General features: G+C 51.8%; 22 protein-coding genes. 4 read left to right on the top strand and 18 right to left on the bottom strand.

The window, feature by feature from the left end; all coding sequences use genetic code 11:
• Window positions 1–510 carry a GNAT family N-acetyltransferase gene (locus tag IAD09_02360; protein HIT81074.1) on the top strand — a complete coding sequence of 170 codons (510 nt, stop codon included), beginning with the start codon at window positions 1–3 and terminating at the stop codon, window positions 508–510.
• A 68-nt stretch (window positions 511–578) separates the two neighbouring features.
• Here IAD09_02360 and IAD09_02355 read toward each other — a convergent pair whose 3' ends face one another.
• The 3 genes from IAD09_02355 to IAD09_02345 all read right to left on the bottom strand — a co-directional run bounded on the left by IAD09_02355 (window position 579) and on the right by IAD09_02345 (window position 4,204).
• The gene (locus tag IAD09_02355) at window positions 579–1,490 is read right to left on the bottom strand and encodes a glycosyltransferase family 2 protein (GenBank protein ID HIT81073.1); all 912 of its coding nucleotides are present in this window, start codon (window positions 1,488–1,490) and stop codon (window positions 579–581) included.
• Window positions 1,491–1,504: 14 nt separating this feature from the next.
• Window positions 1,505–3,472 (bottom strand): OmpA family protein, encoded by a 1,968-nt coding sequence (locus IAD09_02350; GenBank protein HIT81072.1) that lies wholly within the window; start codon window positions 3,470–3,472, stop codon window positions 1,505–1,507.
• Between the two features lie 207 nt (window positions 3,473–3,679).
• The gene (locus IAD09_02345; protein ID HIT81071.1) at window positions 3,680–4,204 is read right to left on the bottom strand and encodes a hypothetical protein; all 525 of its coding nucleotides are present in this window, start codon (window positions 4,202–4,204) and stop codon (window positions 3,680–3,682) included.
• A gap of 364 nt (window positions 4,205–4,568) precedes the next feature.
• On the opposite strand from IAD09_02345, the gene IAD09_02340 reads away from it, so the two are divergent.
• Window positions 4,569–5,438 (top strand): nucleoside phosphorylase, encoded by an 870-nt coding sequence (locus IAD09_02340; protein HIT81070.1) that lies wholly within the window; start codon window positions 4,569–4,571, stop codon window positions 5,436–5,438.
• A 151-nt stretch (window positions 5,439–5,589) separates the two neighbouring features.
• On the opposite strand, the gene IAD09_02335 is transcribed toward IAD09_02340, so the two are convergent.
• The 6 genes from IAD09_02335 to speA all read right to left on the bottom strand — a co-directional run bounded on the left by IAD09_02335 (window position 5,590) and on the right by speA (window position 12,473).
• On the bottom strand, window positions 5,590–7,161 hold the full coding sequence (locus tag IAD09_02335; protein ID HIT81069.1) for an Rne/Rng family ribonuclease: 1,572 nt from the start codon (window positions 7,159–7,161) through the stop codon (window positions 5,590–5,592).
• Between the two features lie 273 nt (window positions 7,162–7,434).
• Complete coding sequence (locus IAD09_02330) at window positions 7,435–7,755, bottom strand: integration host factor subunit beta (protein HIT81068.1); 321 nt, start codon at window positions 7,753–7,755, stop codon at window positions 7,435–7,437.
• Between the two features lie 132 nt (window positions 7,756–7,887).
• The gene (locus IAD09_02325) at window positions 7,888–8,511 is read right to left on the bottom strand and encodes a DUF3256 family protein (protein HIT81067.1); all 624 of its coding nucleotides are present in this window, start codon (window positions 8,509–8,511) and stop codon (window positions 7,888–7,890) included.
• A 368-nt stretch (window positions 8,512–8,879) separates the two neighbouring features.
• Window positions 8,880–9,779, bottom strand: a complete 900-nt coding sequence (locus tag IAD09_02320) for an EamA family transporter (GenBank protein ID HIT81066.1) — start codon at window positions 9,777–9,779, stop codon at window positions 8,880–8,882.
• Window positions 9,780–9,791: 12 nt separating this feature from the next.
• Complete coding sequence (gene truA, locus IAD09_02315; GenBank protein HIT81065.1) at window positions 9,792–10,568, bottom strand: tRNA pseudouridine(38-40) synthase TruA; 777 nt, start codon at window positions 10,566–10,568, stop codon at window positions 9,792–9,794.
• 6 nt (window positions 10,569–10,574) lie between these two features.
• Window positions 10,575–12,473, bottom strand: coding sequence for a biosynthetic arginine decarboxylase (speA, locus tag IAD09_02310; GenBank protein ID HIT81064.1), 1,899 nt, complete (start codon window positions 12,471–12,473; stop codon window positions 10,575–10,577).
• Between the two features lie 254 nt (window positions 12,474–12,727).
• Between speA and IAD09_02305 the strand changes: the two genes are divergently transcribed.
• The gene (locus IAD09_02305) at window positions 12,728–13,738 is read left to right on the top strand and encodes a class II fructose-1,6-bisphosphate aldolase (GenBank protein HIT81063.1); all 1,011 of its coding nucleotides are present in this window, start codon (window positions 12,728–12,730) and stop codon (window positions 13,736–13,738) included.
• Window positions 13,739–14,216: 478 nt separating this feature from the next.
• Here IAD09_02305 and IAD09_02300 read toward each other — a convergent pair whose 3' ends face one another.
• The 7 genes from IAD09_02300 to IAD09_02270 all read right to left on the bottom strand — a co-directional run bounded on the left by IAD09_02300 (window position 14,217) and on the right by IAD09_02270 (window position 20,458).
• The gene (locus tag IAD09_02300) at window positions 14,217–15,956 is read right to left on the bottom strand and encodes a hypothetical protein (protein HIT81062.1); all 1,740 of its coding nucleotides are present in this window, start codon (window positions 15,954–15,956) and stop codon (window positions 14,217–14,219) included.
• 28 nt (window positions 15,957–15,984) lie between these two features.
• Window positions 15,985–16,935 carry a substrate-binding domain-containing protein gene (locus tag IAD09_02295; GenBank protein ID HIT81061.1) on the bottom strand — a complete coding sequence of 317 codons (951 nt, stop codon included), beginning with the start codon at window positions 16,933–16,935 and terminating at the stop codon, window positions 15,985–15,987.
• 14 nt (window positions 16,936–16,949) lie between these two features.
• The gene (locus tag IAD09_02290; GenBank protein ID HIT81060.1) at window positions 16,950–17,186 is read right to left on the bottom strand and encodes a hypothetical protein; all 237 of its coding nucleotides are present in this window, start codon (window positions 17,184–17,186) and stop codon (window positions 16,950–16,952) included.
• 252 nt (window positions 17,187–17,438) lie between these two features.
• On the bottom strand, window positions 17,439–18,263 hold the full coding sequence (locus IAD09_02285; GenBank protein HIT81059.1) for an energy transducer TonB: 825 nt from the start codon (window positions 18,261–18,263) through the stop codon (window positions 17,439–17,441).
• A gap of 22 nt (window positions 18,264–18,285) precedes the next feature.
• The gene (locus IAD09_02280; GenBank protein HIT81058.1) at window positions 18,286–18,954 is read right to left on the bottom strand and encodes a biopolymer transporter ExbD; all 669 of its coding nucleotides are present in this window, start codon (window positions 18,952–18,954) and stop codon (window positions 18,286–18,288) included.
• A 23-nt stretch (window positions 18,955–18,977) separates the two neighbouring features.
• Complete coding sequence (locus IAD09_02275; GenBank protein HIT81057.1) at window positions 18,978–19,598, bottom strand: biopolymer transporter ExbD; 621 nt, start codon at window positions 19,596–19,598, stop codon at window positions 18,978–18,980.
• A 23-nt stretch (window positions 19,599–19,621) separates the two neighbouring features.
• Entirely contained in the window at window positions 19,622–20,458 is an 837-nt protein-coding gene (locus IAD09_02270; GenBank protein HIT81056.1) for a MotA/TolQ/ExbB proton channel family protein, read from the bottom strand.
• A 456-nt stretch (window positions 20,459–20,914) separates the two neighbouring features.
• On the opposite strand from IAD09_02270, the gene IAD09_02265 reads away from it, so the two are divergent.
• Window positions 20,915–21,733 (top strand): inositol monophosphatase, encoded by an 819-nt coding sequence (locus tag IAD09_02265; protein HIT81055.1) that lies wholly within the window; start codon window positions 20,915–20,917, stop codon window positions 21,731–21,733.
• A 75-nt stretch (window positions 21,734–21,808) separates the two neighbouring features.
• Here IAD09_02265 and IAD09_02260 read toward each other — a convergent pair whose 3' ends face one another.
• Window positions 21,809–23,047, bottom strand: a complete 1,239-nt coding sequence (locus tag IAD09_02260; protein ID HIT81054.1) for a DUF4861 domain-containing protein — start codon at window positions 23,045–23,047, stop codon at window positions 21,809–21,811.
• A 35-nt stretch (window positions 23,048–23,082) separates the two neighbouring features.
• On the bottom strand, window positions 23,083–23,751 hold the full coding sequence (locus IAD09_02255; protein ID HIT81053.1) for a PorT family protein: 669 nt from the start codon (window positions 23,749–23,751) through the stop codon (window positions 23,083–23,085).
• Window positions 23,752–24,020: the final 269 nt, after the last annotated feature.

The following is a 24,020-nucleotide window of genomic DNA, read 5'->3' as shown; positions in this document are numbered from 1 at the left end:
ATGACAAACGATATACGCATCACACCGGCCGCGGAGGCCGACATTCCTTTGCTGCGCGACATGGCGCATGCCACGTTCTATCCTACCTATCGGGCGATACTATCGCCCGGGCAGCTCGATTATATGTATGACTGGATGTATTCCGAAGAGAGTCTGACCCGCCAGATGCGCGAAGGCCATCGTTTTTTCATCGCTTACGATGGCGCGGGCCATGCCTTGGGGTATGTCTCTATCGAGCCCCAGGGTGAAAGGTTGGTGCATCTGCAAAAAATATATGTCTGTCCCGACTGTCAAGGCCGGCGGGTGGGACGGGCGCTGATAGAACGGGCTTTTGAAGAGGCTCGCCGTCTCTTCCCCGACGGCCACGGCCGGGTCGAGCTCAACGTCAACCGTCAAAATCCGGCTCTTGACTTTTACCGGCACATGGGCATGCACATTGCGATGAGCGGCGATTTCGACATTGGCAACGGCTATTTCATGAACGACTATATCATGGCCATAGATTTCTGATGGGCTCTGCCCTTTACCCGACTATACGCGAGCGGCGCATCATATATGTGATGCGCCGCTCGCTGTGTTTATATCGCTTTACCCGAGGAAAGACGATGGTCGAGACGGGCAAGATAGCCCAGCTTATAGAGGTCGAAGAACCGTAGTCGGGGGTGGCGTCCCAACAGATTGCGACGCAACGATTTCCCGCAGAGGGCGAAGAACAACCGCACCGCCGGTTGCAGACCGGCGCGTTTGAGGCGTTGCTGTATGTCGAGAATGCGCACATGGCCCTCCATGCGTTGGCGGTGGAGGAGGGCGTTGCGCAGCCCCGTTTCGGTCTTTTGCAGGAAGGTCGCGCTGCTGTCGGTGATGTCGTGGAATACCGGGTTGTCGATATATCGCATGGCGATGCCGGCCGCTTCGAGCTCTTTGCCGAAGAGGGTGTCTTCGTAACCGTAGGAGGTGAGGGTGTCGCAGAACCGTATGCGCTCAAACACACCTCGGGGTATGAGGCAGCTGAATCCCGAAAAGTGGGCATGGGGGGTGCGGTTACGTTCCTCGGCCGTGCGTTCTTCGCGGGCCCGGGCATAGACATAGCGCAGGTTGCTCATGGCGTCGGCCTCGGAACAGCCGGGAGCGCGGAATTTGATGGTGCCTCCAATCACCGTGTCGGGACGGGCGGCCTGCACATAACGCGCCACAAACCGGTCGTCGCAGGGCATGAGGTCGCTGTCGAGAAATAGCAGATAGTCGTACCGTGCCAGTGTGCCCAGATGGTTGCGGTTGCGGGCCAGCCCTCCGTTGCGGGCCAGCTCGACAAATCGGCAATGGGGCCAGTTGTTGATGACCCGGTTCCCGACTTTGCTCTTTTCGTCGGGCGAACCGTCGTCGCAGACGATGATTTCGTAGGCGACACCCAAGGCATCGGCCTGTGTGGCGAGTTCATGCACAAAGGCCGAACAGTCGAAGTTGTAGGTCGGTATGAGAATGGAGAGCATAATGTTTTGAAGGATTACATGAGACGGTAGTTGGTGTCGAGCACGCGGAACTCGGTGCGGCGGTTCAGGGCGTTGGCGATTTCCTGTTGTTCGGGCGGCAGGGCGAGGATATACTCTTCGGTGAGTACGTCCCCCTCTTTGAACATGGGATAGTCGCGAGCCTGCTTGCGCGTAATGGTGCGGGGTTGCGTTTTCCCGTAGCCTTTGGGTGTTAGCCGGTCGGCGGCCACACCGTGTTGTATGAGGTAGTCGACCACGGCTTTGGCGCGGCGCTCCGACAGGCCGAGGTTGTAGGTCTCGTTGCCTTTCATGTCGGTGTGGGCACCCAACTCTATCGACACGTTGGGATTGTCTTCGAGCATCTGTATAATCTCGTCGAGGGCGGCAGCCGACTCGGGGGTGACATCGGCGCGGTCGAACTCGTAAAACACGTTTTCCACAATCACCGGCTTGTTGATGGCCGCCAGTATGAAATCGAGGCCGTAGGTCTCGTCGCGCTCTTCGGCATCGCTGGTAAATTCACCCCGGGAGTTGAGATACCCGTTGCACCCGGCCATCATCACATAGTCGATGCCCAGGTCGAGGCGGAATTTGTAGGTGCCGTCTTCTTTGGCGTAGGCTTTTTGGTTCGACCCGTCTTTCCCCACGATGCGAATGATGGCATTGGGTATGGGTTCCTCGTCCTGGTCCATGACCAGTCCGGTAATCCACACTTCGATAATCGGCAGTTCGAAACTGTATAGGTGGTCATAGCCGCGGGCGTCGTTGCGGTTGGAACTGAAAAAGCCGGCTTCCCGTCCTGTCTCGAAGGTGATGCCGAAGTCGTCTCCGGCCGAGTTGATGGGGTAGCCGAGGTTCTCGATTTTCCACACGCCGAACTCGTTCATCGTGGCTTTGAAGAGGTCGAGCCCGCCCATGCCCGGGTGGCCGTCGGAGGCGAAATAGAGGGTGCTGTCCGACTTGATATATGGGAACATTTCATCGCCGGGCGTATTGATTTGCACGCCGAGGTTCTCGACCCCGGTGCCGCGTTCGGTCAGGTCGATGCGCCAAATGTCTTTGCCGCCATAGCCGCCGGGCATGTCCGACACGAAGTAGAGGTATTTCCCGTCGGGCGAGACGGCCGGGTGAGCAAAGGCCGAAAGGGTGTCGCCCGTTATCTGGAACAGTTGCGGCTCGCTCCACTGGGCATCGTTGCGCGAGGAGGTGCATATCTCGACCGATGTGTTTACTCCCTCTTCGTGGCGTGCCCGGGTGAGGTACATGGTGTTGCCGTCGGGCGAGAAGGAGATGATGCCTTCGTCGTTCTCGGTGTTCACTCCGCCCTCTGCCGGTTCGGGTCGTTGCCAAGCCCCTTTCTCGTCTTTCTTGGAGAAGAATATGTCGTTGTTTTTCAGTCCGGTAATATCGTTTTTCTTGTCGCCGGAGGCTTTGTCGTTGGTGGAGCAGAAGTAGAGCAGGTCATTGTCGGTGCCGAGGAACATGGGGGCGCACTCGCTGCGGCGCGAGTTGAAGAGATTGGCCCGTTTCACGACATAGCGGGTGGGAGAGGCTTTCCAGCCCGGAGCAGCCTCGCAGCCCTGCAAGCCGTTTTCGGCCATGCGGTCGTCGGGTTTGAGTGCGAGGAAGGCTTCGTAATTTTTTTGAGCCTCCTTGTATTTGCCCTGCATCTGCATGGCGCGAGCCAGGTAGAAGAGCGCGGTGCTGTCGGGGTAGTCATAACGCACGGCGTTTTGGTAGCCTGCCGCCGAGCGGGGGGCGGCATTGAGGCGTCGGTAGCACTCGCCGATGCGGAAAGCGATTTGTCCCCGTTTGGCGCGTTCCTTGGCCGGGGTCTTGTTGTAGACTTTGCGGTAGGTGGTGGCTGCGGCGAAGTATTCTCCCCGCTCATATTGGGCATTGGCCGTGCTTAGCTTGGCTCCGCACCCGTAGACGAGCGAGAGCAAGATCACCGAAAACAGGAGCGGAATACAATGCCTCATTTTAAAATCAATCGTGCCATTCACGGAGGATAAGGAGAAAGACAAAGTAAGAAAGGGGAGTGAATCCCCCGATTGTATTTTTGCCTCGACCTTTCCCGTGTCTACAAATATACGGAGAAACGGCCGTTTTATTGCTTTGGAACCCCTATTTTAAATTTCATGGCCGACCCTCGGGGCCGGCCATGAAAAATGGAAATCTGTCGGATACTATGGAATTGTGACGGTGTAGTCGCCTTGTACGGTAACGTAGGTGATAAGTTCGCCCGAGGGAATTTCGGCGGGTAAACCCTTGATGGCGAGGCAGGCAAAGCAGGGCAGACAGAAGGTCCCCAGCGGGAGTCCGATACCCAGACCGAGAGCCAGTCCACGACGTTTTTTTCCGGTGTATTCGACCGTTCGGGACAACCTGATGTCTTGTCCGTCAACAGCCTGTACGGAAAGAAGATTCAGCCGGATTTTCCCTTCTCGACCCAATCCTTTGGGCTTTTCTACTTTGGCCTCGATTCTCACCGGAGTGCCTCGACGAATAATCGTCTGCCGGGTGACGGGGTCTTTGATGTCGGTGTCGGTGACGGCGTTGATGGCTTGGGGAACGTTTTTACCGTCGAATCCGTCGATAATGCGCACTTCGAGTATTTCTCCGTGCGACAGTTTGGCTTGTGTTTGCGCTGTGGCGGTCATGCCGGCGAATAAGCACACGAAAAGAACAGTTTTCAAAGCAAAGTTTTTCATAGCTCCATATTTTGGTTATATATGCAAATATATGATATATTCTGAATTTTCTCTGTTTTTTCCCGGTTTTATTGAGTATGTCGTTTCCAAAATTATTATTCCGAGAAGTTTGTCTGTATATATAAGTATTTAAGAAGACCTTTTTTCAGGTGTCTCCGGCTCATGTTGTTTCCGAAGGGTGTAATCTGTATCGGGTACCCCGAAGAGGTATTGCGGAAGATTCCTTTTAGGAAAGGAGGCTTTATGCCAACTTTGTTCCTTGGATCTTGCCATGGAGCAGCATGAAATGGAACGATTTTAAGGCATTTTTAAGAAGCGGATAGCGGAGAAAGTATTATATTTAGGCAATAAACGTGTGATGACCATGAAACAGATTCCTGCCTCCGAACTTATCCTTCATGCCGACGGGTCGGTCTTCCATCTCCACCTCCGTCCCGAGCAGTTGGCCGACAAGGTGATACTTGTCGGTGACCCCGGTCGTGTCGATACCGTAGCTTCGTTTTTCGAAGAACGCGAATGCGAAGTGAGCAACCGGGAATTCCATTCGATAACCGGTAGCTACCGGGGTAAACGCCTCACGGTTGTTTCGCACGGCATAGGTACCGACAACATCGACATCGTGCTCAACGAGCTCGACGCTCTGGCCAATATCGACCTCTTTACCCGCACGGTGCGCGACACGCTGCGCCGGCTCACGCTGGTGCGCATAGGCACCTCGGGCGGCTTGCAGCCTCATGTGCCCATCGGTACCTATGTCGTGGCCGAGAAATCCATCGGATTCGATGGTGTACTCAATTTCTATGCCGGGCGCGACGCGGTGAGCGACCTCGATTTCGAACGGGCGTTCTGCGACTTTGTGAGCTGGAATCGCCAGTGGGCGGCGCCCTACGTCGTCGATGCCGATGCCGAGCTGGTGGCCCGCGTGGCCGGCGAGGAGATGGTGCGGGGCATCACCATCTCGGCCAACGGTTTCTATGCCCCGCAGGGGCGCGAGTTGCGTCTCGCACCGGCCGACCCCGACCTCAACCGCAAGATCGAGGCTTTCCGCTACCACGGGCGCACGATAACCAATTATGAGATGGAGAGCTCGGCGCTGGCCGGACTGTCGCGCCTCATGGGACACCGTGCCATGACGGTGTGCTGCATCATTGCCAACCGCCTTGCCGGAGAAGCCGATACCGGCTACAAAGGTTCGGTCGAAGGGCTTATCGAGTTGGTCTTGCAGCGCATCTGACCTTCTGCCGGGTCTTACAGCCGCCCCCTTCTGAGGGTCTGCCCCGACCTTTCCTTCCTGCACGGTGCCACTTGTTCTGATAAGAGAAAAACAGCGGCCCGACGTGTCAATCGTCGGGCCGCTGTTGTGTATAGGGCAAAGAGAAGGGCGGTTATTTGATTTCAATCTCTTCTTTGAGGTCTATTTCCTGACCTTCGCTGTCGTATATTTTATATTCGAGCAAGGCCAAAGACTGATTGGGAATGAGTTTGACCCCACGGGTATATTTGTTTTTCCATCTCCATAGGAGGGAAAAGAACCCTTGGGTGATGTACGCTGCGATGTACGGGTGGACATGCAAGGCGAATTTCTTCACTTTGAATTTTTTCACCAAGAAGGCGATTTTTGCTTCGAGACGATCGGTAAAGAGTATCGACGGGGGAATTTTGCCTTTGCCGTTGCACACGGGGCAGTCTTCGTCGGTCGTGATGTCGAGGGCGGGACGCACGCGGTGACGGGTAATCTGCATGAGGCCGAATTTGCTGAGCGGCAGAATGTTGTGACGGGCACGGTCGCTCTCCATGAGCTCTTTCATGCGGTCGTAGAGCTTCTGCCGGTTGTCGGCATTGTCCATGTCGATGTAGTCGATGACGATGATGCCGCCCATATCGCGCAGGCGCAGTTGCCGGGCAATCTCCTCGGCGGCGGCCATGTTCACCTCGAAGGCGGTGTTTTCCTGGTCGGAGTTGGGTTTCGAACGGTTGCCGCTGTTGACGTCGATGACATGCAGGGCTTCGGTGTGTTCGATGATGAGGTAGGCTCCGTTGCGGAATGAGATGGTTTTACCGAACGAGGATTTGATTTGCTTCGTGATGGCAAAGTGGTCGAAGATGGGAATATCGTCGGTGTAGAGCTTGACGATGTCTTTGCATTCGGGAGCAATGATGTTGACATAGTCGTGGATATGCTGGAAGGTCTCGGGGTCGTTGACGTAGATATTCTCAAATGAGGGATTGAAAATATCTCTCAGGAGGCCGACGGCACGGCCGGTCTCTTCGTAGATGAGCGATGGCGCTTTGGCTTTTTGCAGTTTGGCGAGACTGTCTTCCCAGCGTTTCACCAGCGTTTTCATTTCGTTGTCGAGCTCGGCAACGCGTTTGCCTTCGGCCACGGTGCGTACGATGACACCGAAGTTCTGCGGCTTGATGCTGTGAATGAGCTGGCGTAAACGGTTTTTTTCCTCGTTCGATTTTATTTTCTGTGACACCGATACCTTGTCGGCAAACGGTATCAATACCAAAAACCGGCCGGCAAAGGAGAGCTCGGCGGTGAGTCGGGGTCCTTTGGTCGAGATGGGTTCTTTGGTGATTTGTACCAGAATCTCCTGTCCTACGCTGAGCAGGTCGCTGATGGCTCCTTCTTTTTCGAGCTCTTTCTGCAACTTGTATTTGGGCAGGGAGAGCGTGTGTTTGCGGTCGGAGAGCGACTGCTTGGTAAATTTTGCGCTCGTGGTGAAGAACGGGCCTAAGTCCTGGTAATGAAGAAATGCGTCTTTGTCGTAACCTATGTCGATAAAAGCAGCGTTCAGTCCCGGCATCAGTTTCTTGACTTTACCCAAGTAGATATCGCCCAATGCGAACGTAATGTTGCAGGGCTCTTTTTGCAGCTCGACCAACCGCTTGTCGTTGAGCAGCGCGATGGATACCTCTTTGGGTTGTACGTCTACGACTAATTCGCTTGACACTTCGGGATTGTTTTTAGGTGACTTGACGGTAACAGATTGTTGTTCTTAAAAGCCAAAAGACAAACTCTTGAACGAGTCAGGAGTCTGTCCTTTGTTTGTCTTATTACAGATAAGAAGTCGAAAAAGTTTACTTTTTCTTCTTATGTCTGTTTTTTCTCAGTCTTTTTTTACGTTTGTGAGTTGCCATTTTATGGCCTTTTCTTTTCTTTCCGCTAGGCATGGTAATAAGCGTTTATATGTTAATAATATTGATTGCTCAAAGGAAAGGTGACATTATTTTACCTCGCTCATGAACGTTTTGGCGGGTTTGAATGCCGGAATATTGTGCTCGGGAATGATGATGGTCGTGCTTTTGGAGATATTGCGAGCGGTCTTTTGGGCTCTTTTTTTCACGATGAAGCTACCGAATCCTCTCAGGTATACATTGTTGCCTTTGGCCAAAGAACCTTTTACCGATTCCATGAATTGCTCAACGGTGGCCAATACGATAGCTTTCTCGATTCCTGTATTTTTTGAAATCTCGTTTACGATGTCTGCCTTAGTCATTGTTTTTTGTTTTATAATGATTAGCGTTTTTAATTTTTTGGTTTGCAAATATATAGCTTTTTCTTCTTTCGGCGAACGAATTTAGCTTTTTTTTCTACTCAAATTCTGTGCCTTAATTCGCAAAACGGCTGCAAATATCGGAATTATTTTTGAGAATCTCACCCTTTCTTTCGGGAATATTTATCGGGTAAAGCGCTTCCCGTTCCATGTGTAGGTGACGGGTTCTTTACCCAGCAGGGAGGCGATGCGGTTGTAGACCTCTTCGGGGAGGTATTCTTGCAGGGATTCGCGTGCCAGCAGGGTGTCGCCCTCGATGGTGTATGACCGGGGAAGCAGGTCGATGAGACCGGCGGCCTGGCGTTTCTCTTTTTTAGAACCTTTGCTGAGGAATGTCTCGGGGGTGGGCGCGATGAAAAGCTCGTCGTTTTCTATCGGGTTCCACTGTGTGTCATAGAAGGTGATGCGGCTGTCGGGAGCCGGCAGGTCGACGGTGTGTATGACGGCGATGACCCCCACGGTGTCGGCCGTTGGCAGCAAAGCGATTTGCAGGGTCGATGCGGGTGAAAAATGCACCGTGATTTGACGGTCGTCGATAGAGCCGATTTCGATGTTGCTGCCCAAGGGCCCGGTGATGCGGCTTTCGAGGCCGGCGTCGAACAAGTCGATGAGGTCTTTGCGGTTGTTGGCATCGAGTTGCGGCAGGAGTTGCGTCGGCGCCGAGATGAAGTATGCGTCGACGGTGCGGCGGCCGTAGGCTGTCGTGGCAACCAGCAGGAGCAGGGCAAAGAGTATGGATTTTGGCATATCGGTCTTTTTTGTGAGGACAAATATAGTGAAAGGTGAGCGCAGAGACAAAAGGAAAACGGAGTTTTCTGCTTTTGGCTATGCCGAACCGAATCCTATATGCTGAAAATATAGCGAAAGGTGAGCGCGGAGACAAACGGGAAAACGGAGTTTCCTGCTTTTGGCCATGCCGAACCGAATCCTATATGCTGAAAATATAGCGAAAGGCGAGCACAGAGACAAGCGGGAAAACGGAGTTTTCTGCTTTTGGCTATGCCGAGCCGAATCCTATATGCTGAAAATATAACGAAAGGTGAGCGCGGAGACAAACGGGAAAACGGAGTTTCCTGCTTTTGGCCATGCCGAGCCGATTATAAAACCCTGCGGCTTTATCGGGTACCCAGATAGAGGAAGTACATGCCTATGAGCACGAGCAACAGGTCGATGGCCTTGCTGCGTATGTTTTTCTCGTGGAAAAAGAGGGCGCCGAAGAGGAAGCTCACGACCACGCCGCTGCGTCGTGCCATTGAGACGATGGAAATCATCGAGTCGGGGAAGCTCAGTGCGTAGAAGTAGATGAAGTCGGCTGCCACGAGGAATAGGGAAATGAAGAAGATGCTCCATCGCCACTGGAACGGGGTGGTCTCGTTGCGTTTCTTATACCAGATGAGAAGGATAAAGAACATGATGACCATTTGGTAGTAGGTGTACCACACCTGCACGACCATGCGGTCGAATCCGTTCGAGATGAGGTATTTGTCATACAGTGCGCTGAGGGCGCCCGTGATGGTGGCCAGCACGATGTAGTAAATCCATTTGTCGTGGCTGAAACGTATGCCCTCTTTCTTCCCGGCCGAGGAGAGCATGAAGAAGGAGATAATCGACACGATGACGCCGATCCACTGGTAGAGGTTGAGCCGTTCGCCGAAGATGAGCAGCGCCCCCAAGAGGGTGAGTACCGGTTGCGAAGCCTTTATGGTGCCGGCGATGGTGATGGGCAGGTGCTTCATGGCAAAATAGGCGAAGGTCCATGACGAAAGCACGATGACGGCTTTGAGCATCACATAGAGGTGTGTCACAAAGTCGGCCTTGGGCACGAAAAACAGGGTGTCTTGAAGCACCTCGGGCGCGAATCTCGAAATCAGCACGGCCGGCAAGAAGAGCAGACTGCAAAAGACCGTGTTGAGAAAAAGTATAGGTAGGACGGCGTTGTTGTTGAGCGCCAATTTTTTAAACACTTCGTACATGCCCAGCAAGGCAGCCGAGATGAAGGCAAAAATCAACCACATGACAAATCTTTTTTATCGTAAAAACAGTTCTTCGGGATAGGTGATGTCGGTGAGGAAGAGGGCATTCCCGGGTGCCGATGTGCCGGCTTTGCACCGGTCGCGCGCCTCGATGATGGCGCAGAAGTCGGCTACCGACAGTTTGCCGCGGCCCACGTCGACGAGGGTGCCCACGATGGCTCGCACCATGTTGCGCAGGAAACGGTCGGCGGTGATTTCAAAGACCAGGTCGTTGCCGGTGAGCGACCACCCGGCACGGGTGATGCGGCAGTTGTTGGTCTTTACGTCGGTGTGCAGTTTGCTGAAACTGGTGAAGTCGGTGTGTCGCAGCAAGTGCGAGGCGGCCTCGTTCATGCGGTCGATGTCGAGCCGTTTCCCGTCCATGACCCATCGGTACCTCCCTTGGAAAGGGTCTTTCCGGCAGGCGATGTAGTAGTGGTAAGTCCTCGACAGGGCGTCGAAGCGGCTGTGGGCGTCAGCCCTCACGGGGCAGATGCGGTAGATGACGATGTCGGAGGGCAACAGTCGGTTGAGCCGGTGCACCCACTCTTCGGGTGTGGGCAGGAGGGTGGGGAGGTCGGCATGGGCCACCATCAGGCGGGCATGTACGCCGGCATCTGTGCGGCCGGCGCCCGTGACGGCTGTCTCCCGGCGCAGAAGCAGCGACAAAGCCTCTTCGATGCGTTCTTGCACCGAGAGACCGTTGGGTTGCCGTTGCCAGCCGTGGTAGGCTGTACCGTCATAGGCGAGGTATATGAAGTATCGTTGTGTCCCGGGTTCGTTTTCGGACATGGCCGATCAGTCTTTTTCGAGGTAAGTGTATCCGTAAAGGCCCGACCGGTAGTTCGACAGGAATTCGCGACCCTCTTCGGGGGTGATGACGCCGCTTTTCATGGAACTGGTCACCCACGTTTCGACGCTGCGCACCATTTTCTTGGGGTTGTACTGCACATAATCGAGCACTTCGGCTACGGTCTCGCCGTCGATGACCTGGTCTATTTCGTAGTGGTCTTTATATACGCTCACATGCACGGCATTGGTATCGCCGAAGAGGTTGTGCAGGTCGCCAAGGATTTCTTGGTAGGCACCTACGAGGAACACGCCGATGTAATAGGGCTCTTTGTTGTTGAGCGTGTGCACGGGCAGGTGGTAGTTGAAGTTGCGGGTCGAGATGAAGTTGTCGATTTTTCCGTCGGAGTCGCAGGTGATGTCTTGCAGCGTGGCCGAGCGGTTGGGCTTCTCGTCGAGCCGGCTGATGGGCATGATGGGAAAAATCTGGTCGATGGCCCAGGAATCGGGCAGCGACTGGAAGAGCGAGAAGTTGCAGAAGTATTTGTCGGGCAACATCTTGGCGATTTTCTTCAACTCTTCGGGGGCATGTTTTATCTCATTGGCCATGTCGTAGACATCGCGGGCAATCGACCAAAAGAGGCGTTCGATTTGCGCCCGTGTGCGCAGGTCGATGAGCCCCAGACCGAAGAGGTCGAGGGCCTCTTCCCTGATTTGCAGGGCGTCGTGCCAAGTCTCGATGAGGCGGGGCTGGTTGAGGTTGTCCCACGAGTTGTAGAGCTCGCGCACCAGCTCGTGGTCGGTCTCGGATATTTCGGTGTCTTCGTCCCACTCGGGCAAGGTCGTCGTTTCGAGCACTTCAAATATCAGCACCGAGTGGTGGGCGGTGAGAGAGCGCCCCGATTCGGTGATGATGTTGGGCTGAGGCAGTCCGTTCTTGGTGCAGACATCGACCAGCGTCCATATCGAGTCGTTGACATATTCCTGTATCGAATAATTCATGCTGCTCTCGCTCGTCGACGAGCGGGTGCCGTCGTAGTCGACGCCCAAGCCGCCCCCGATGTCGACAAATTCGATGTTGTACCCCATCTTGTAGAGTTGCACATAGAATTGCGAGGCTTCGCGCAGGGCGTTTTTGATGAGGCGTATTTTGGTGACTTGGCTGCCTATGTGGAAGTGAATGAGTTTGAGGCAGTCCTGCATCTTGTTTTTTTCGAGAATGTCGAGTGCTTCGAGCAGTTCGCTCGAATTGAGGCCGAACTTGCTCACGTCGCCTCCCGAGTCTTCCCATTTGCCGCTACCCGAGCTGGCCAGTTTGATGCGGATACCGATGTTGGGGCGTATCTTCAACCGCTTGGCTATGGAGGCGATGAGGTGCAGCTCGTTGAGTTTCTCGACCACGAGGAAGATGCGACGGCCCATTTTCTGAGCCAACAGAGCCAACTCGATGTAGTTCTCGTCTTTATATCCGTTGCAGATGATGAGCGAGTTGGCGTCGATGTTGATGGCGAGCACGGCATGCAGCTCGGGTTTGGAACCGGCTTCGAGGCCGATGTTCGATTTCTTGCCGTGGCTTACGATTTCTTCCACGACGGGGCTCATTTGGTTCACCTTTATGGGGTAGATGATGAAGTTCTGAGCCGTGTAGCCATATTCGTTGGCAGCCTGTTTGAAGCAATGGGAGATTTTCTCGATGCGGTTGTCGAGAATATCGGGAAAACGTATCAAGGCGGGAGCCGGGACGTCTCTTACTTGAAGCTCGTCCATCAGCTCTTTCAGGTCGACGGCGGCGGCACCTTCTTTGGGTGTTACCGTCACATGTCCTTTTTCGTTGATGGAAAAATACTTTAATCCCCAGCCGGTAATATTATACAACTCGGCCGAATCTTCAATGCGCCATTTTCTCATTCGTTCTCGTACTTAAATAAAAATCTATGTTTCTAAAAATGTCAAACAAACTCTTGGGTTGACGTGTTTTGCTTTTAAATCTCACAAAAGTAGGGATAAAAAACGAACTTCCGCAAGAAGTTCCCGAAATAATCCGATTTTCCCGCTTTTTTTCGTCAAAATCGGGAATCGAATACCGAGATTATTTTCTATATTTGCGAAACATAGTTATAAAAACGGGAAAATATTCAATTCTTAAATAAAACTATTGGAATATGGTAAGTTACAAAGAATTAGGATTGGTAAACACCCGTGAGATGTTTGCCAAAGCCATCAAAGGCGGTTATGCCGTTCCGGCATTCAACTTCAACAACATGGAGCAGTTGCAGGCTATCATTCAGGCTACGGTCGAGACCAAATCGCCGGTAATTCTCCAAGTCTCCAAGGGAGCTCGTCAGTATGCCAATCAGACCCTGTTGCGCTACATGGCCGAAGGGGCTGTGGCTTATGCCAAAGAGCTGGGTTGTGAAAAACCCGAAATCGTGCTGCACCTCGACCACGGCGATTCTTTCGAGTTGTGCAAGTCGTGTATCGACATGGGCTTCTCGTCGGTCATGATCGATGGTTCGCATCTGCCTTATGACGAAAACGTTGCTCTCACCCGCAAAGTCGTTGAGTATGCCCACCAGTTCGATGTTACCGTAGAAGGCGAGTTGGGCGTTTTGGCCGGAGTGGAAGATGAAGTATCGGCCGAGCACCACACCTATACGCGTCCCGAAGAAGTTGTCGATTTCGTCACCAAGACGGGTTGCGACAGCTTGGCCATCTCCATTGGTACGTCGCACGGTGCCAACAAGTTCACCCCCGCCCAATGTACGCGTGATGCCAACGGTCGCCTTGTGCCTCCTCCCTTGCGTTTCGATGTACTCGAAGGCGTTGAAAAGGAATTGCCCGGATTCCCCATCGTGCTGCACGGCTCGTCGTCGGTACCCCAGGAAGAGGTCGATACCATCAACAAATATGGCGGTGCCTTGAAAGATGCCATCGGTATTCCCGAGGAACAGTTGCGCAAAGCTGCTGCTTCGGCCGTGTGCAAAATCAATATCGACTCCGACAGCCGTTTGGCCATGACGGCAGCTATCCGTGAGGTTTTGGCTCTGAAACCTGCCGAATTTGACCCCCGCAAATATTTGGGCCCGGCTCGCGAGAACATGAAGAAACTCTACATTCACAAGATTGTAGATGTTCTTGGCAGCGCCGGCAAATGTGATTGCGGTTGCAAATAATTTTTAGCGAATTGCTTTATTATACCGAAAGGGGAGAACCTTGAAAGGTTCTCCCCTTTTTTATTATTCTCTTTCTATATATCTCTCTATATATCTCTCTCTATATATATTTCTATATATATCTCTATATATCTCTATATATATCTCTATATATCTCTATCTCCCTCCCTCCCTCCCTCCCCTCTCTCATATATATCTTCCCCCACTCTGTCTTGCTTAGCCGGCCTGCGGTGGCCTTTTCCATCTATTTCCTATCTGCCTCCTCGATTGTGGCCATGTCGCGGTTTGCCTGTGTTTTCACGATACTCGGGGGGTGTCTTGCCTTGTGCTTTCGCTGTGGGTGATGATGTCGGCGACAATCTTCTTTTTCCCCTTCTTCAACACCGCGGCCGCTCTTGGGAGAAGTGTGATATGCGGGCGGCAGGTACAAAAAAAGAGGCATCGTGGTTGATGCCTCTTTTCGTGTGGGGAGAAAGAATTACTGCGAGATGATGTTGAGAAACTCTTTCGTTGCAGCGTGGTTGGGGTCAACGCTCAAAATCTTGTTGCACCATTCAATCGTGTTGGTGAATTTGAATGTGTTTCTTTGTTCGTCGGTCATGGCGAGATATTTGTCGTATTCGGCTACATATTCGAAGTTGGCCATGTAGGTGTAGGCTTCGATGAGGTCTTCTTTGAGACGGGCGGCAACGGCCTCGGTGGGAGGTGTTTCGGTGTTGTTGAGGTCTTTCAGAATCACTTCGATGGCTTTTTCATAGAACGGTATGGCTACACCGGTTTTTCTTTCGAGGTCGAGCAGGGCGGTCGACGAAGCTCTCCACAAGTGTCCGCGATAATCTTCGGGAGCTTTTTCCACAACGATGGCAAAGCAACTGTCGGCTTTGGTGGCAGCGATTGTGGTGCCAATCGTGTCTTTGGCTTGGTAGGCTCTTGTGGCAGCCATGTAGTAGTAACGGCCGGCGATGAAGTAATCTTGGGTCTTGTCTTGTTCAAGGGCAACCAGTTGTTTGAGGTAGAGGTCTTGTACTTCGGCGCGACGCATGTATTTGCCCGACTTTTGCAGGGTGGTCATGAGCTCTTTGTAGAGTTCGAGACGGGTGGGGTCTATCTCAACGGCTTTTTCGAGAGCGGCTATCGATTTCTCTTTTTCACCCAAAGCAAACAGCAGTTTGCCATATTGCATGTAGTCGCGGCTGTTGAATTCGACATCGGGTGTCGCGAAGAGGGCTTCGGCTGCGCGCACGGCCGATACATAGTCTTTCAACTCATAGGTGTTGTACATGACAAGGCGTTTCAGCATGAGGTTGTCGGGGAATGCCTGCAACAAATCTTCACTCAGAGAGAGCGATTTCTCATATTGTTTGTCGTAGTAGAGCAGGGCAGCGTAGCGAGGACGGTCGGTCTGGAACGCCGTGGGGTTCTGCATGTAGGTCTCGTAGGCTTTTACGGCTTCGTTGAATTTGTCGGCGCGATAGTATGACTCGGCCAACTCACGTTGTGCGATGGCTGAGTTGGGGCGCATGTTGAGCAGGCGCAGCACGTTGTCGATGGCCATGTCGGGGTTGATGCGGAAGTAGATGCCGGCATATTTGATGTAGGCTTCAACACAGGTCGTGTCGTACCATTGGAATGCGAGCTCGTAGTTCTTGCAGGCTTCACCCCATTCTTCCTTTTGAGCTTCGATGTCGCCCAAGAATACATAGTAGGGAGCATAGTCGGCCAAGAGTTTTTCGTAGTATTTGTCTACGGTCTCTTGGTAGGGAAGATTGTTGTCATAGTAGGCTTTCACGCAGGCCAAAGCTACGGCGGGGTCTTTTTTTGCTCCTTTGATTTTGAGGCCGGCTTTCATCTCTTTTTCTCCGGCTTTGATAGCGGCTTTTATCGATTTTTCGTCGGTGCCGGCGGGTTGACCCATGATGACTTTGCCTTTTCCGATGTAGTTGAGGGCAAATTCAGGATCGGCGGCGATACCTTTTTCGAAGTACATCAGAGCCGAGTCTTTGCTGGTGGGAAAAGCAATTTCACCCAAGTAGTAGTACGATTCGGTTTGTTTGGTTTCGCTATCGTTGAGTGTGCGTTCGAGAATGATTTTGGCACGGTCGGGTTGTCCCGACTTGTAATACTCGATACCGTCGGCGTAGTTTTGTGCCATGGCCGGCGTCAAAGCGGCTCCCAGAAAGAGGAGGGCTGAGGCTAACGTTGTTTTGGTCTTTTGCATAATAAATTCTTCTTGTGTTTTTTTTATCTTATAAGTTCTCTCTCACGTTGACGACCCGCAGGGGTTGGCGGGCGGGCAGGATTCCCGATTTAAGAATGATACGCTGGCCTTTGTCGGAGCTGACAAACGAGGTGAACCCGTAGGGCAGACTGTTGCGGTTCGATGTGCATATCATGTATATTTCACGACTCAGCGGGTAAAGCTCCATGGCCAAATAGGCTTGGTAGGGTTGGTAGCTGTTTCCGTTGAAAGCGAGCGGATCGGAGCTGATGAGCATGACCTGAATGTTGTCGTTGAACGACAGATTGGTTGTGTCGTTGTCGTTTCCTATCCAGTTCGACCCGATGACTCCGATGGCGTTGGGTACGTTGGCTACATAGTCGATAACCCCTTCATTGGTTTGGGTGGCCTTGATGTTCCCTTTGAGCTCGGCTCCTTTGTTGATTTTCTCGATGACGTACCGTACGGTGCTCGAACTGGTGTTGTCGAAGACCACTTCGATTTCCCCCATGCGGGATTTGGGGTCGAGTTGGTCCCAGCGTGTGGTCTTGCCCGTGAAGATGTCATGCAACTGCTCCATGGTCACGAGCGAGTCGGGGTTGTTGCGGTGGCAGATGAGGGCGACACCGTCGATGGCCACTTTCGATATTTTGGGGTAGAGGCTGTTGGCTTGCAGGGCATTGATTTCTTCTTCGCTCAGCGAACGGGTGGCGACAATGAGTTTTACGCTGTCGTTGAAGAGCTGGTTGAATGCCTCAACCTCGGTCGTGTATATGGGTATGATGTTGGCTTTGGGGTAGAGCCCTTCGAAGACTTCGATTTCTTCTTCGATGATGGGTTTGAGGGTCTCATCGACACAGATGGTGATGACCCCCGAAGTCGTGGTGTTTTCCAGCGTGCTGCCTTGGCCTTGTTTGTTGCGGTTGCAACTGCCGAGGGTAAGCGCGCAGCAGAGTAGAAGCAGGGTGGTAAGTCTCATGTCGGGCCTCCTTGTTATTGACCTTTGATAAACCTGTATCCGCGGAAAATGGCGTAAGTGGCAAATACGGCGGCGAAAGTGTAACGGACGGCCGGGTTTTCGAGGGAGTTTTCAAAGAAAGGCGTGAATGCCAGCATGTAGGCCATGGTGAGGTATATGACCAGCATGATGATGCCAAACAGGTAACCTACGCGGCTTCTTTTGGGTTTGGAAATTGCTTCCTCTTTGTTGCTGTTGAGTTCTTCGTTCATTTCCCGATGTTCAGGTTTTGGGTAAAGTTTTCTCTAATGAAAGGCGTTTCTTTCTTTTAGAGCCCTCAAAGATAGGGAAATAATTTGGCCTGTGAAATATTTCGGTGTTACTTATGTTTAAGATTTCAGTGTTTCGGTAAAAAAATCTTTTGTTTTTGCTCGTTGACTGCTGTTTTTGTCTCTTGTTTTGAATTTTTCTGCAAAAAAAGCCCTGCCGAAAGGGCAGGGCTTTTGTAAATGAAAGGTTTCTTGTTAGTTCAAGGTGAAGTTTACAGGTACGTTGTAGTAAACAGCCACGGCAACACCGTTTTGTTTACCGGGGTTCCAGCGCGGGAGGCTTTGTATCACACGCACGGCTTCGCGGTCGAGCAGTTCGTGTACGCCACGGATTACCGTAACGTCTCTTACATAACCGTCTTTGTCTACAACGAAGCGCACGGTAACGCGGCCTTCGATGCCTCTTTCGATGGCCATGGCAGGATATTCCATGTTGTCTCTGATGTATTTCATCAGGGCTTCTTCTCCACCGGGGAAACCAGGCATTTGCTCTACGATGATGTAGACTTCCTCTTCTTCGACTTCGGGGGCTACGAAATCTTTGAAGTCGGCGATGTCTTGGCCGTCGATTTCGTCGTTACCTTTTACGTCGGCGATAGAGATGGCTACATTACCACGGGCAGCCAGTTCGTCTTGCGACTTGATTTCGTCCTCTTCACCTACCTCTTCGTCTTTCTTGATGACGGGGGCGGTAAATTTGATGGTACTCTTCAAGGGGGGCGGCGGTGTCGTCGGCTTCATCATGGGGCGCAACTCTTCGTTGCGTTTGATTTCGGCTTCGGGCAGTTTGGCCAGCGTGGTTACCTCGTTTACAACGATTTTATTTTCTCTTTCGGGTGTGATGAACTTTATCAACATCGGGAGCGTGATAACCAAAATCACGGCGATAACCACGATGAGGGTGGCCATGTTGTGACGTTTGGGGGTGTCGAGACGCATGTCATAGGCACCGTACGCTTTGTTGCGATCTTTGAAAATCAATTCACACCAATCTTTCGAAGTTAAATCTATTTTTGCCATTTTCGTTCGAGTTTAATGTGAATTATTGTTGTTGCATTTGATCGCGGTCGATTTGATTGGTGAGTTCACCTTTCTTCTCGTAGTTTTCTACCAACCATTCGTCGCCTTCGGCTATATCGACGATGGCATAGCGGTTGATGCTGCAAATGTGCATTTCGTCGAGGGCGTCGATGAGGTTTTTGTAGGTGGCGTCGTCGGTAGCTTTGATGATGACGATGGGAGCGGTTTTGGAATCTTTGATTTCAGCGGCTCTCTTGTCGTATTCTTCATCGGACATCTTGGTGTCTATTTTCTCTTTTTTCAGCTCTCTGATCTGCGATACTACTTCCTGGTTGCGGTAGAGCAACATGGCACGGAGACCGTCGTCCTTGTAGGTGGTCTCTTGCAGAGAGGTCCAGTCTTCATAGTTGGGCTCTCCCGAGTAGTAGTACACTCGGTCGTTGCTGCCGAGAATGAGGGTAATAGCACGAGATGCGGCTACTTTGTCGCGTTCTTGCTCTGTCAGCGTTTTATCGTTAGACGGCATACTGATTTCCATCGTCTGAGGTTTGCTCATGGAGGTACAGAGCATAAAGAAGGTAAGAAGCAACATGTTCATGTCGACCATAGGGGTAAAGTCGACGCGAATGTTCATTTTTTTCTGTTTACCTTTTTTCTTGCCGCCGGAGTCTTTTTGTTCTACTTCTGCCATAATTTCTTACATTCTAACAGTTATTAAAAATCGCCGGAGACACTTTTCAGCGTGGTGATCAGGTTATAGCGGTTTTCGCGCAAGTCTTGCAGAGACGACATTACCTTGTGTATTTCGGAGTAAGGCGTGTTCTGTGCGGCTTTTATCGCGATGCGCATATCTCGGTTGGTTTTACGGGCGGCTTTTACCCATGCCTTGAATTCGTTGGAGGGGTTGGCCGTGGTATCGATAGGAATACCGGTTCCCTGTTTTACCATGACCTCTGTTTGAGAGTCAAAAGGCAGGTTGAGCAACGATTTCATTTGTGCAATAGGTACGCCGAAGTAATCTGATGCTTGGAAGGTGGCCAATTCTTGGTCGGTAAATTCATAACCGTATTCGGCTGCTACTTCTTGCAACATCGGTACTCGCATACCCGGGTCGGTTCCCATAAAAATGCGTCCGTTCGATTCTACTAATATTTGCAGTACGTTGGTTTCGGGGATTTTGATTTCCGAAACAGAGGACGGTACGGCAATTTGTACGGGCTCGGGTTCAACGAAAGTCGACGTCAGCATGAAGAAAGTAAGCAGAAGCACGGTTACGTCGCTCATCGCGGTCATATCGATGGCGGTACTCTTCCTTTTTACTTTTACTTTTGGCATAATCGTACAGTTTCGGAAGTTAATTACTTGCTGTGGTTAGCGGCGTAAGATTGTACGATTGAGAAGCCTACTTCGTCGATAGCGTAGGTGATTTTGTCGATTTTGCTGGTGAAGAAGTTGTAAGAGATTACAGCGCAGGCACCGGTGGCGATACCGAAGGCGGTATTTACAAGGGCCTCGGAAATACCGGTCGAGAGGGCTACCGAGTCGGGAGCACCGGTTGCGGTGGCAAGAGCGGCGAACGAACGGATCATACCGAGCACAGTACCGAGAAGTCCGACGAGGGTACCGAGGGTCGTCATGGTGGCGATAACGGCAAGGTTCATTTCCAAGGTCGGAAGTTCGAGAGCGGTGGCTTCTTCTACCTCTTTTTGAATGCTGGCCAGTTTTTGTTCTTTGGTCAATTCGGTGTTGTTCTCCATTTCGGCATATTTTTTCAAGGCCGAAGTTACGACGCTACCTACCGAACCTTTTTGTTTGTCGCAAAGTTCTTGGGCTTTGGCCAAGTCATTGGCAGCAAGAGCGGTCTTTACGTTAACGACAAATTTGGTGAGGCTGCCGGTTCCTTTGGCGGTCATGATGGCAAATGCACGCTCGATACTCAATACCAATACGGTGAGCAAGAGGGTTTGCAGCACAGGCACGATGACACCTCCTTTGTAGATGGTTCCCAACAGGTCACCGGGTTTGGGCTCTGACTTGGTGGCGTCGGTAAAGTGAGATACGTCACCGAGTACAAATACATAGATGCACACGGCGATGATGAAACATACCACGATTACGAGGAATGCTGATTCAATACCACGGAATCCTTTCGATTCTTTCTTGGCTTTTTTTGCTTTGGGTTGTTTTGTCTCCATAATAAAAGAGTCTTTTAATTGGTTTACAGTTTTTGTGAAGTTTTTATGTTCTTTTTTTGTGGTTTAGTTATTCATCTTTCGCTGTCCATTCCCGAATCGGCATTTCTGAGACTGGTTTGCACAAGTCGTTTGTGGTCGAAACGTAAACTTTCAAGCCATTATTTAGGTGGTCAATTCTTTATGTATGATTGTGTTACATGGTATGGACATTTACTGTGCTCAGTTTTTTCTCGGTCTTTTGTCTCGAAAATATGGCTCAAATATAGAACATCTTTTTCAAAAAAAAAAAAACGGGTGAAAAAAGTTGGCCTGCAACTGAGATTTTGGAGAAAAAGTCACTTCTTTTATTTCATTTTTTTGCTTTTTTTCTCGTAGTCTTTGTGCCGGACTTTGGGGAAATTTTCTATCTTTGTTTTCAATCTTAATACGGATGTTATGGTAAATTATGATGTGGCCATGCTGGCCGATCTCACGCAGAAGGTGGCCGAGGCTGCCCGTCAGGCGGGACGATTTATGTTGCAGGAACGTCAGGTCTTTGACCCGTCGCGGGTTGAGGAGAAGGGCTTGCACGATTATGTGTCGTATGTCGACCGTGAGACAGAGCGTCTGTTGGTTGCTTCGTTGTCGGCGTTGCTGCCCGGCTCGGGTTTTATCACCGAGGAAGCGACGGCTTCGCATGCCGGGGAGCCTTGCTTGTGGATTGTCGACCCGCTCGACGGCACGACCAATTATCTTCATAACCAGTCGCCCTATGCCGTGAGCATCGCCCTTTACGGGCGTGGTGCCGGCTTGCTGTTGGGGGTGGTCTATGAGCCTAATCGTGATGAGTGCTTTTGTGCCTGGAAGGGCGGAGGGGCTTATCTCAACGGCGTGCGCCTGTCGGTTTCTTCCATCGATGATGTGGAGGCGGCCTATGTCCATCTCGGGCTGCCTTATGATGCCGAGCGTTTCGGAGCATTGATGACGTCGCTCATGGCCCGTTTTTATGGGCATGTGGGTGCGGTGCGTATTGCCGGTTCGGCGGCCATGGACATTTGCGGTGTGGCAGCCGGACGTTGTGATGCCTACATCGAGCCTTCCCTGCATGTGTGGGACGTGGCTGCCGGTATCCTCATCTTGCAGGAGGCCGGCGGTGTGGTTACCGATTTTGCGGGAAAGGCGTGGTTTGACGGGGTTGCCGGCGTGGATTTCCCCGGAGTCAATGGCTATGATGTGCTGGCGACGACTTCGCTTCTTCACACCGATGTGCAATCGTATGTAAATGATTGTTTGTAGCGGCTGCCGGGGTAAAAGGACGGGCGGGAGCAAAATTATTTTGGCTCCCGCCTGTCTTATATGAGGTGTGTGGCGTTATTTCTTCTTTATTTTAATGGTGCAGGGACGGTCGAGAGCCGTTTTCCAGGTTTGCAGGTGCTCGAACCAAGCTTCGGGTGTCTTGTATCCGAAGGTCTCTTTCATCGACGTAAAGGTGATGTAGTAGGTCATCACGGTCTGTTTCGGCGCGTGTACCTGATAGAGGTAGTTGACCTTGTCGTTGATTTCGCTGACGATGTATTTCTGCGGGAGGTAAGCGCCGAGACCCACGGTTTCCTTGGCATATTTCACGGTGTCGTTCACCGGCCAGTGGGTTCCCCAGCAGCCTACAAGACCTTCGTGGTCGCTGTATGATTGAGAGCCTTTGACGTTTTGCACGCCGGTGCAGAAAATTTCTTCGTTCAACGGCTTGTCAAAGATGACATCGACTTGTGCGTCGCGGTGTCCGCCATAGAGGGTGTAGCGACAGGTCATGTTGAGGCGGCTGTCGCCATATTTCCAGTCGCGGACGGCCATTTGGCACACGGTGCGCACGGGGCCGTAGGCCAATATGGTGGCGGTGCGCTCGGCAACGGGCTCAATGTGTATCGCCTTTTGTTTTTTGGCGTCCCAGCCTTTGAGGGCTCCTACACCGCAACTTCCGCTTACCAAGAGCACGTCGTCGCCGAATCCCTGGGCGAGTTGTTTGTCGTCGGGGTACCAGCCGCTGGCCTCTACTTCAAAGCCTTTGTTGAATTTGCCGTAGATGTCGATGGTCTGTTTTTGGTCGAAATAGATGCGGTAGGCAACCAGTTCCGACTCAAATGCGGGCCCGTGGTGGTAGAGGTTGCTGTATACCTTGGAGGTTCCCGGGACGCTCAGGGAGTTGATTTTGGGGTGCTTGTTGCGTTTGTTGCTTTTGTCGTAGATTTTCATGTCGGCATACACGCGGGCGGGGTAACGGTCGGGTGCGGCTTCCTGGCTCGACACGACGAGTCGCAACTGTTTGGTGGCGCCGGCGGGCATGTCGATGAGGAAGGCGATTTCGTCACCGACGCCGTCGCGGTCGAGGTCGTCGGTCTGAGAGGCGATTTCCTGTTCGCCGTCATACACCGTGGCCGAGGCTATGGGAAAATTGCATTTGAGGTCGGCCGTTTTTACGACTACCGGATAGTCGGTTTTGTCTTGTTCCCAAGGGTTCCCTATTTCGAGATAGAGGGTTTTTTCCTGTGCTGATAGTTGCGTGCCGATGCACAAGGCTGTGAGGCAGAGGCAGAGATGACGGAGTCGTTTCATGTTGAGCGGGTTTTCGGGTATGTGATGAGGGGTTATCAGAATGTGACGCTGAATACCAGTTGCCACATGTTGCTTTTGCTGCTGAAATCATTGGCGAGAATGTCGTTCCACCCTTCGGTGAACGTCTCTTTTGCCGTGCCGCCGAACGGAAGGCGATAGTTGATGCCGGCACGCAGGTGCTTGAACAGAACGACTCCGGCCGTGAAGTTCATGCTTACCGTACTTTCGTTATTGATGAGTCGGGCTCCGTTGGGCTGGGAGTTCTCCTCGCCGACAAGACCATAGAGTTTGTTGGTAAGGTTGTCGTTCTTGAAGTCGAACGTGAATGAGGGGCCTACACCGGCATAGATGCCGAATATTTTCAAAGGGTTGAAGGTGAATTTCAGATACAGGGGAATGTCGAGCGAGTGTCTGAAATAGTTGACCGAAGCATAATCGGCCGTATTGGTGAAGTGGGTGCGGCGTTGCAGATAGAGCAACGAGCCATCGATGGAAAGACCCAGCGGAAAGCTGATTTCGGCCATGGGTCCTACAAAGAATCCGCAATCGTTGTCATATTTGATGTTTTCGGCCAATCCCTTGTAATTGCTGCCCGAGAGGTTGATGCCGCCTTTGACGCCCCAGTTGAAATCGACGGCGCGCGACTGGGTGGATATTCCGAGAAGAACCAGTAATAAACAGATGGTTTTTACAGACTTTTTCATAAGAGTTGTTTTTATTATCATACAAAGATAATGATTTCCTTACGAACTTTCTTGTTCTCTCTGTGAATTGCCGTATAAAAAATCGTTAATCACCCGGTGCGGATATTTTTTCATGGGTGTATGCGTTTTTTTGTCCGATAAAATTTTTTCATTTCAAGAAAAGGTTTTACCTTTGCCCCCGCATTTGGAAGGGAGGCTCCTTCGGGAAGCACTTCATTCCGGGTGTCGATGGCGGGGTAGCTCAGTTGGTTAGAGCGTCGGATTCATAA

This window comes from Candidatus Caccoplasma merdavium, assembly GCA_018715595.1.
GTDB lineage: Bacteria > Bacteroidota > Bacteroidia > Bacteroidales > UBA11471 > Caccoplasma > Caccoplasma merdavium.
The sequence above is the reverse complement of the archived record's forward strand: the minus strand, read 5'-3'. Positions and strand labels throughout refer to the sequence as shown.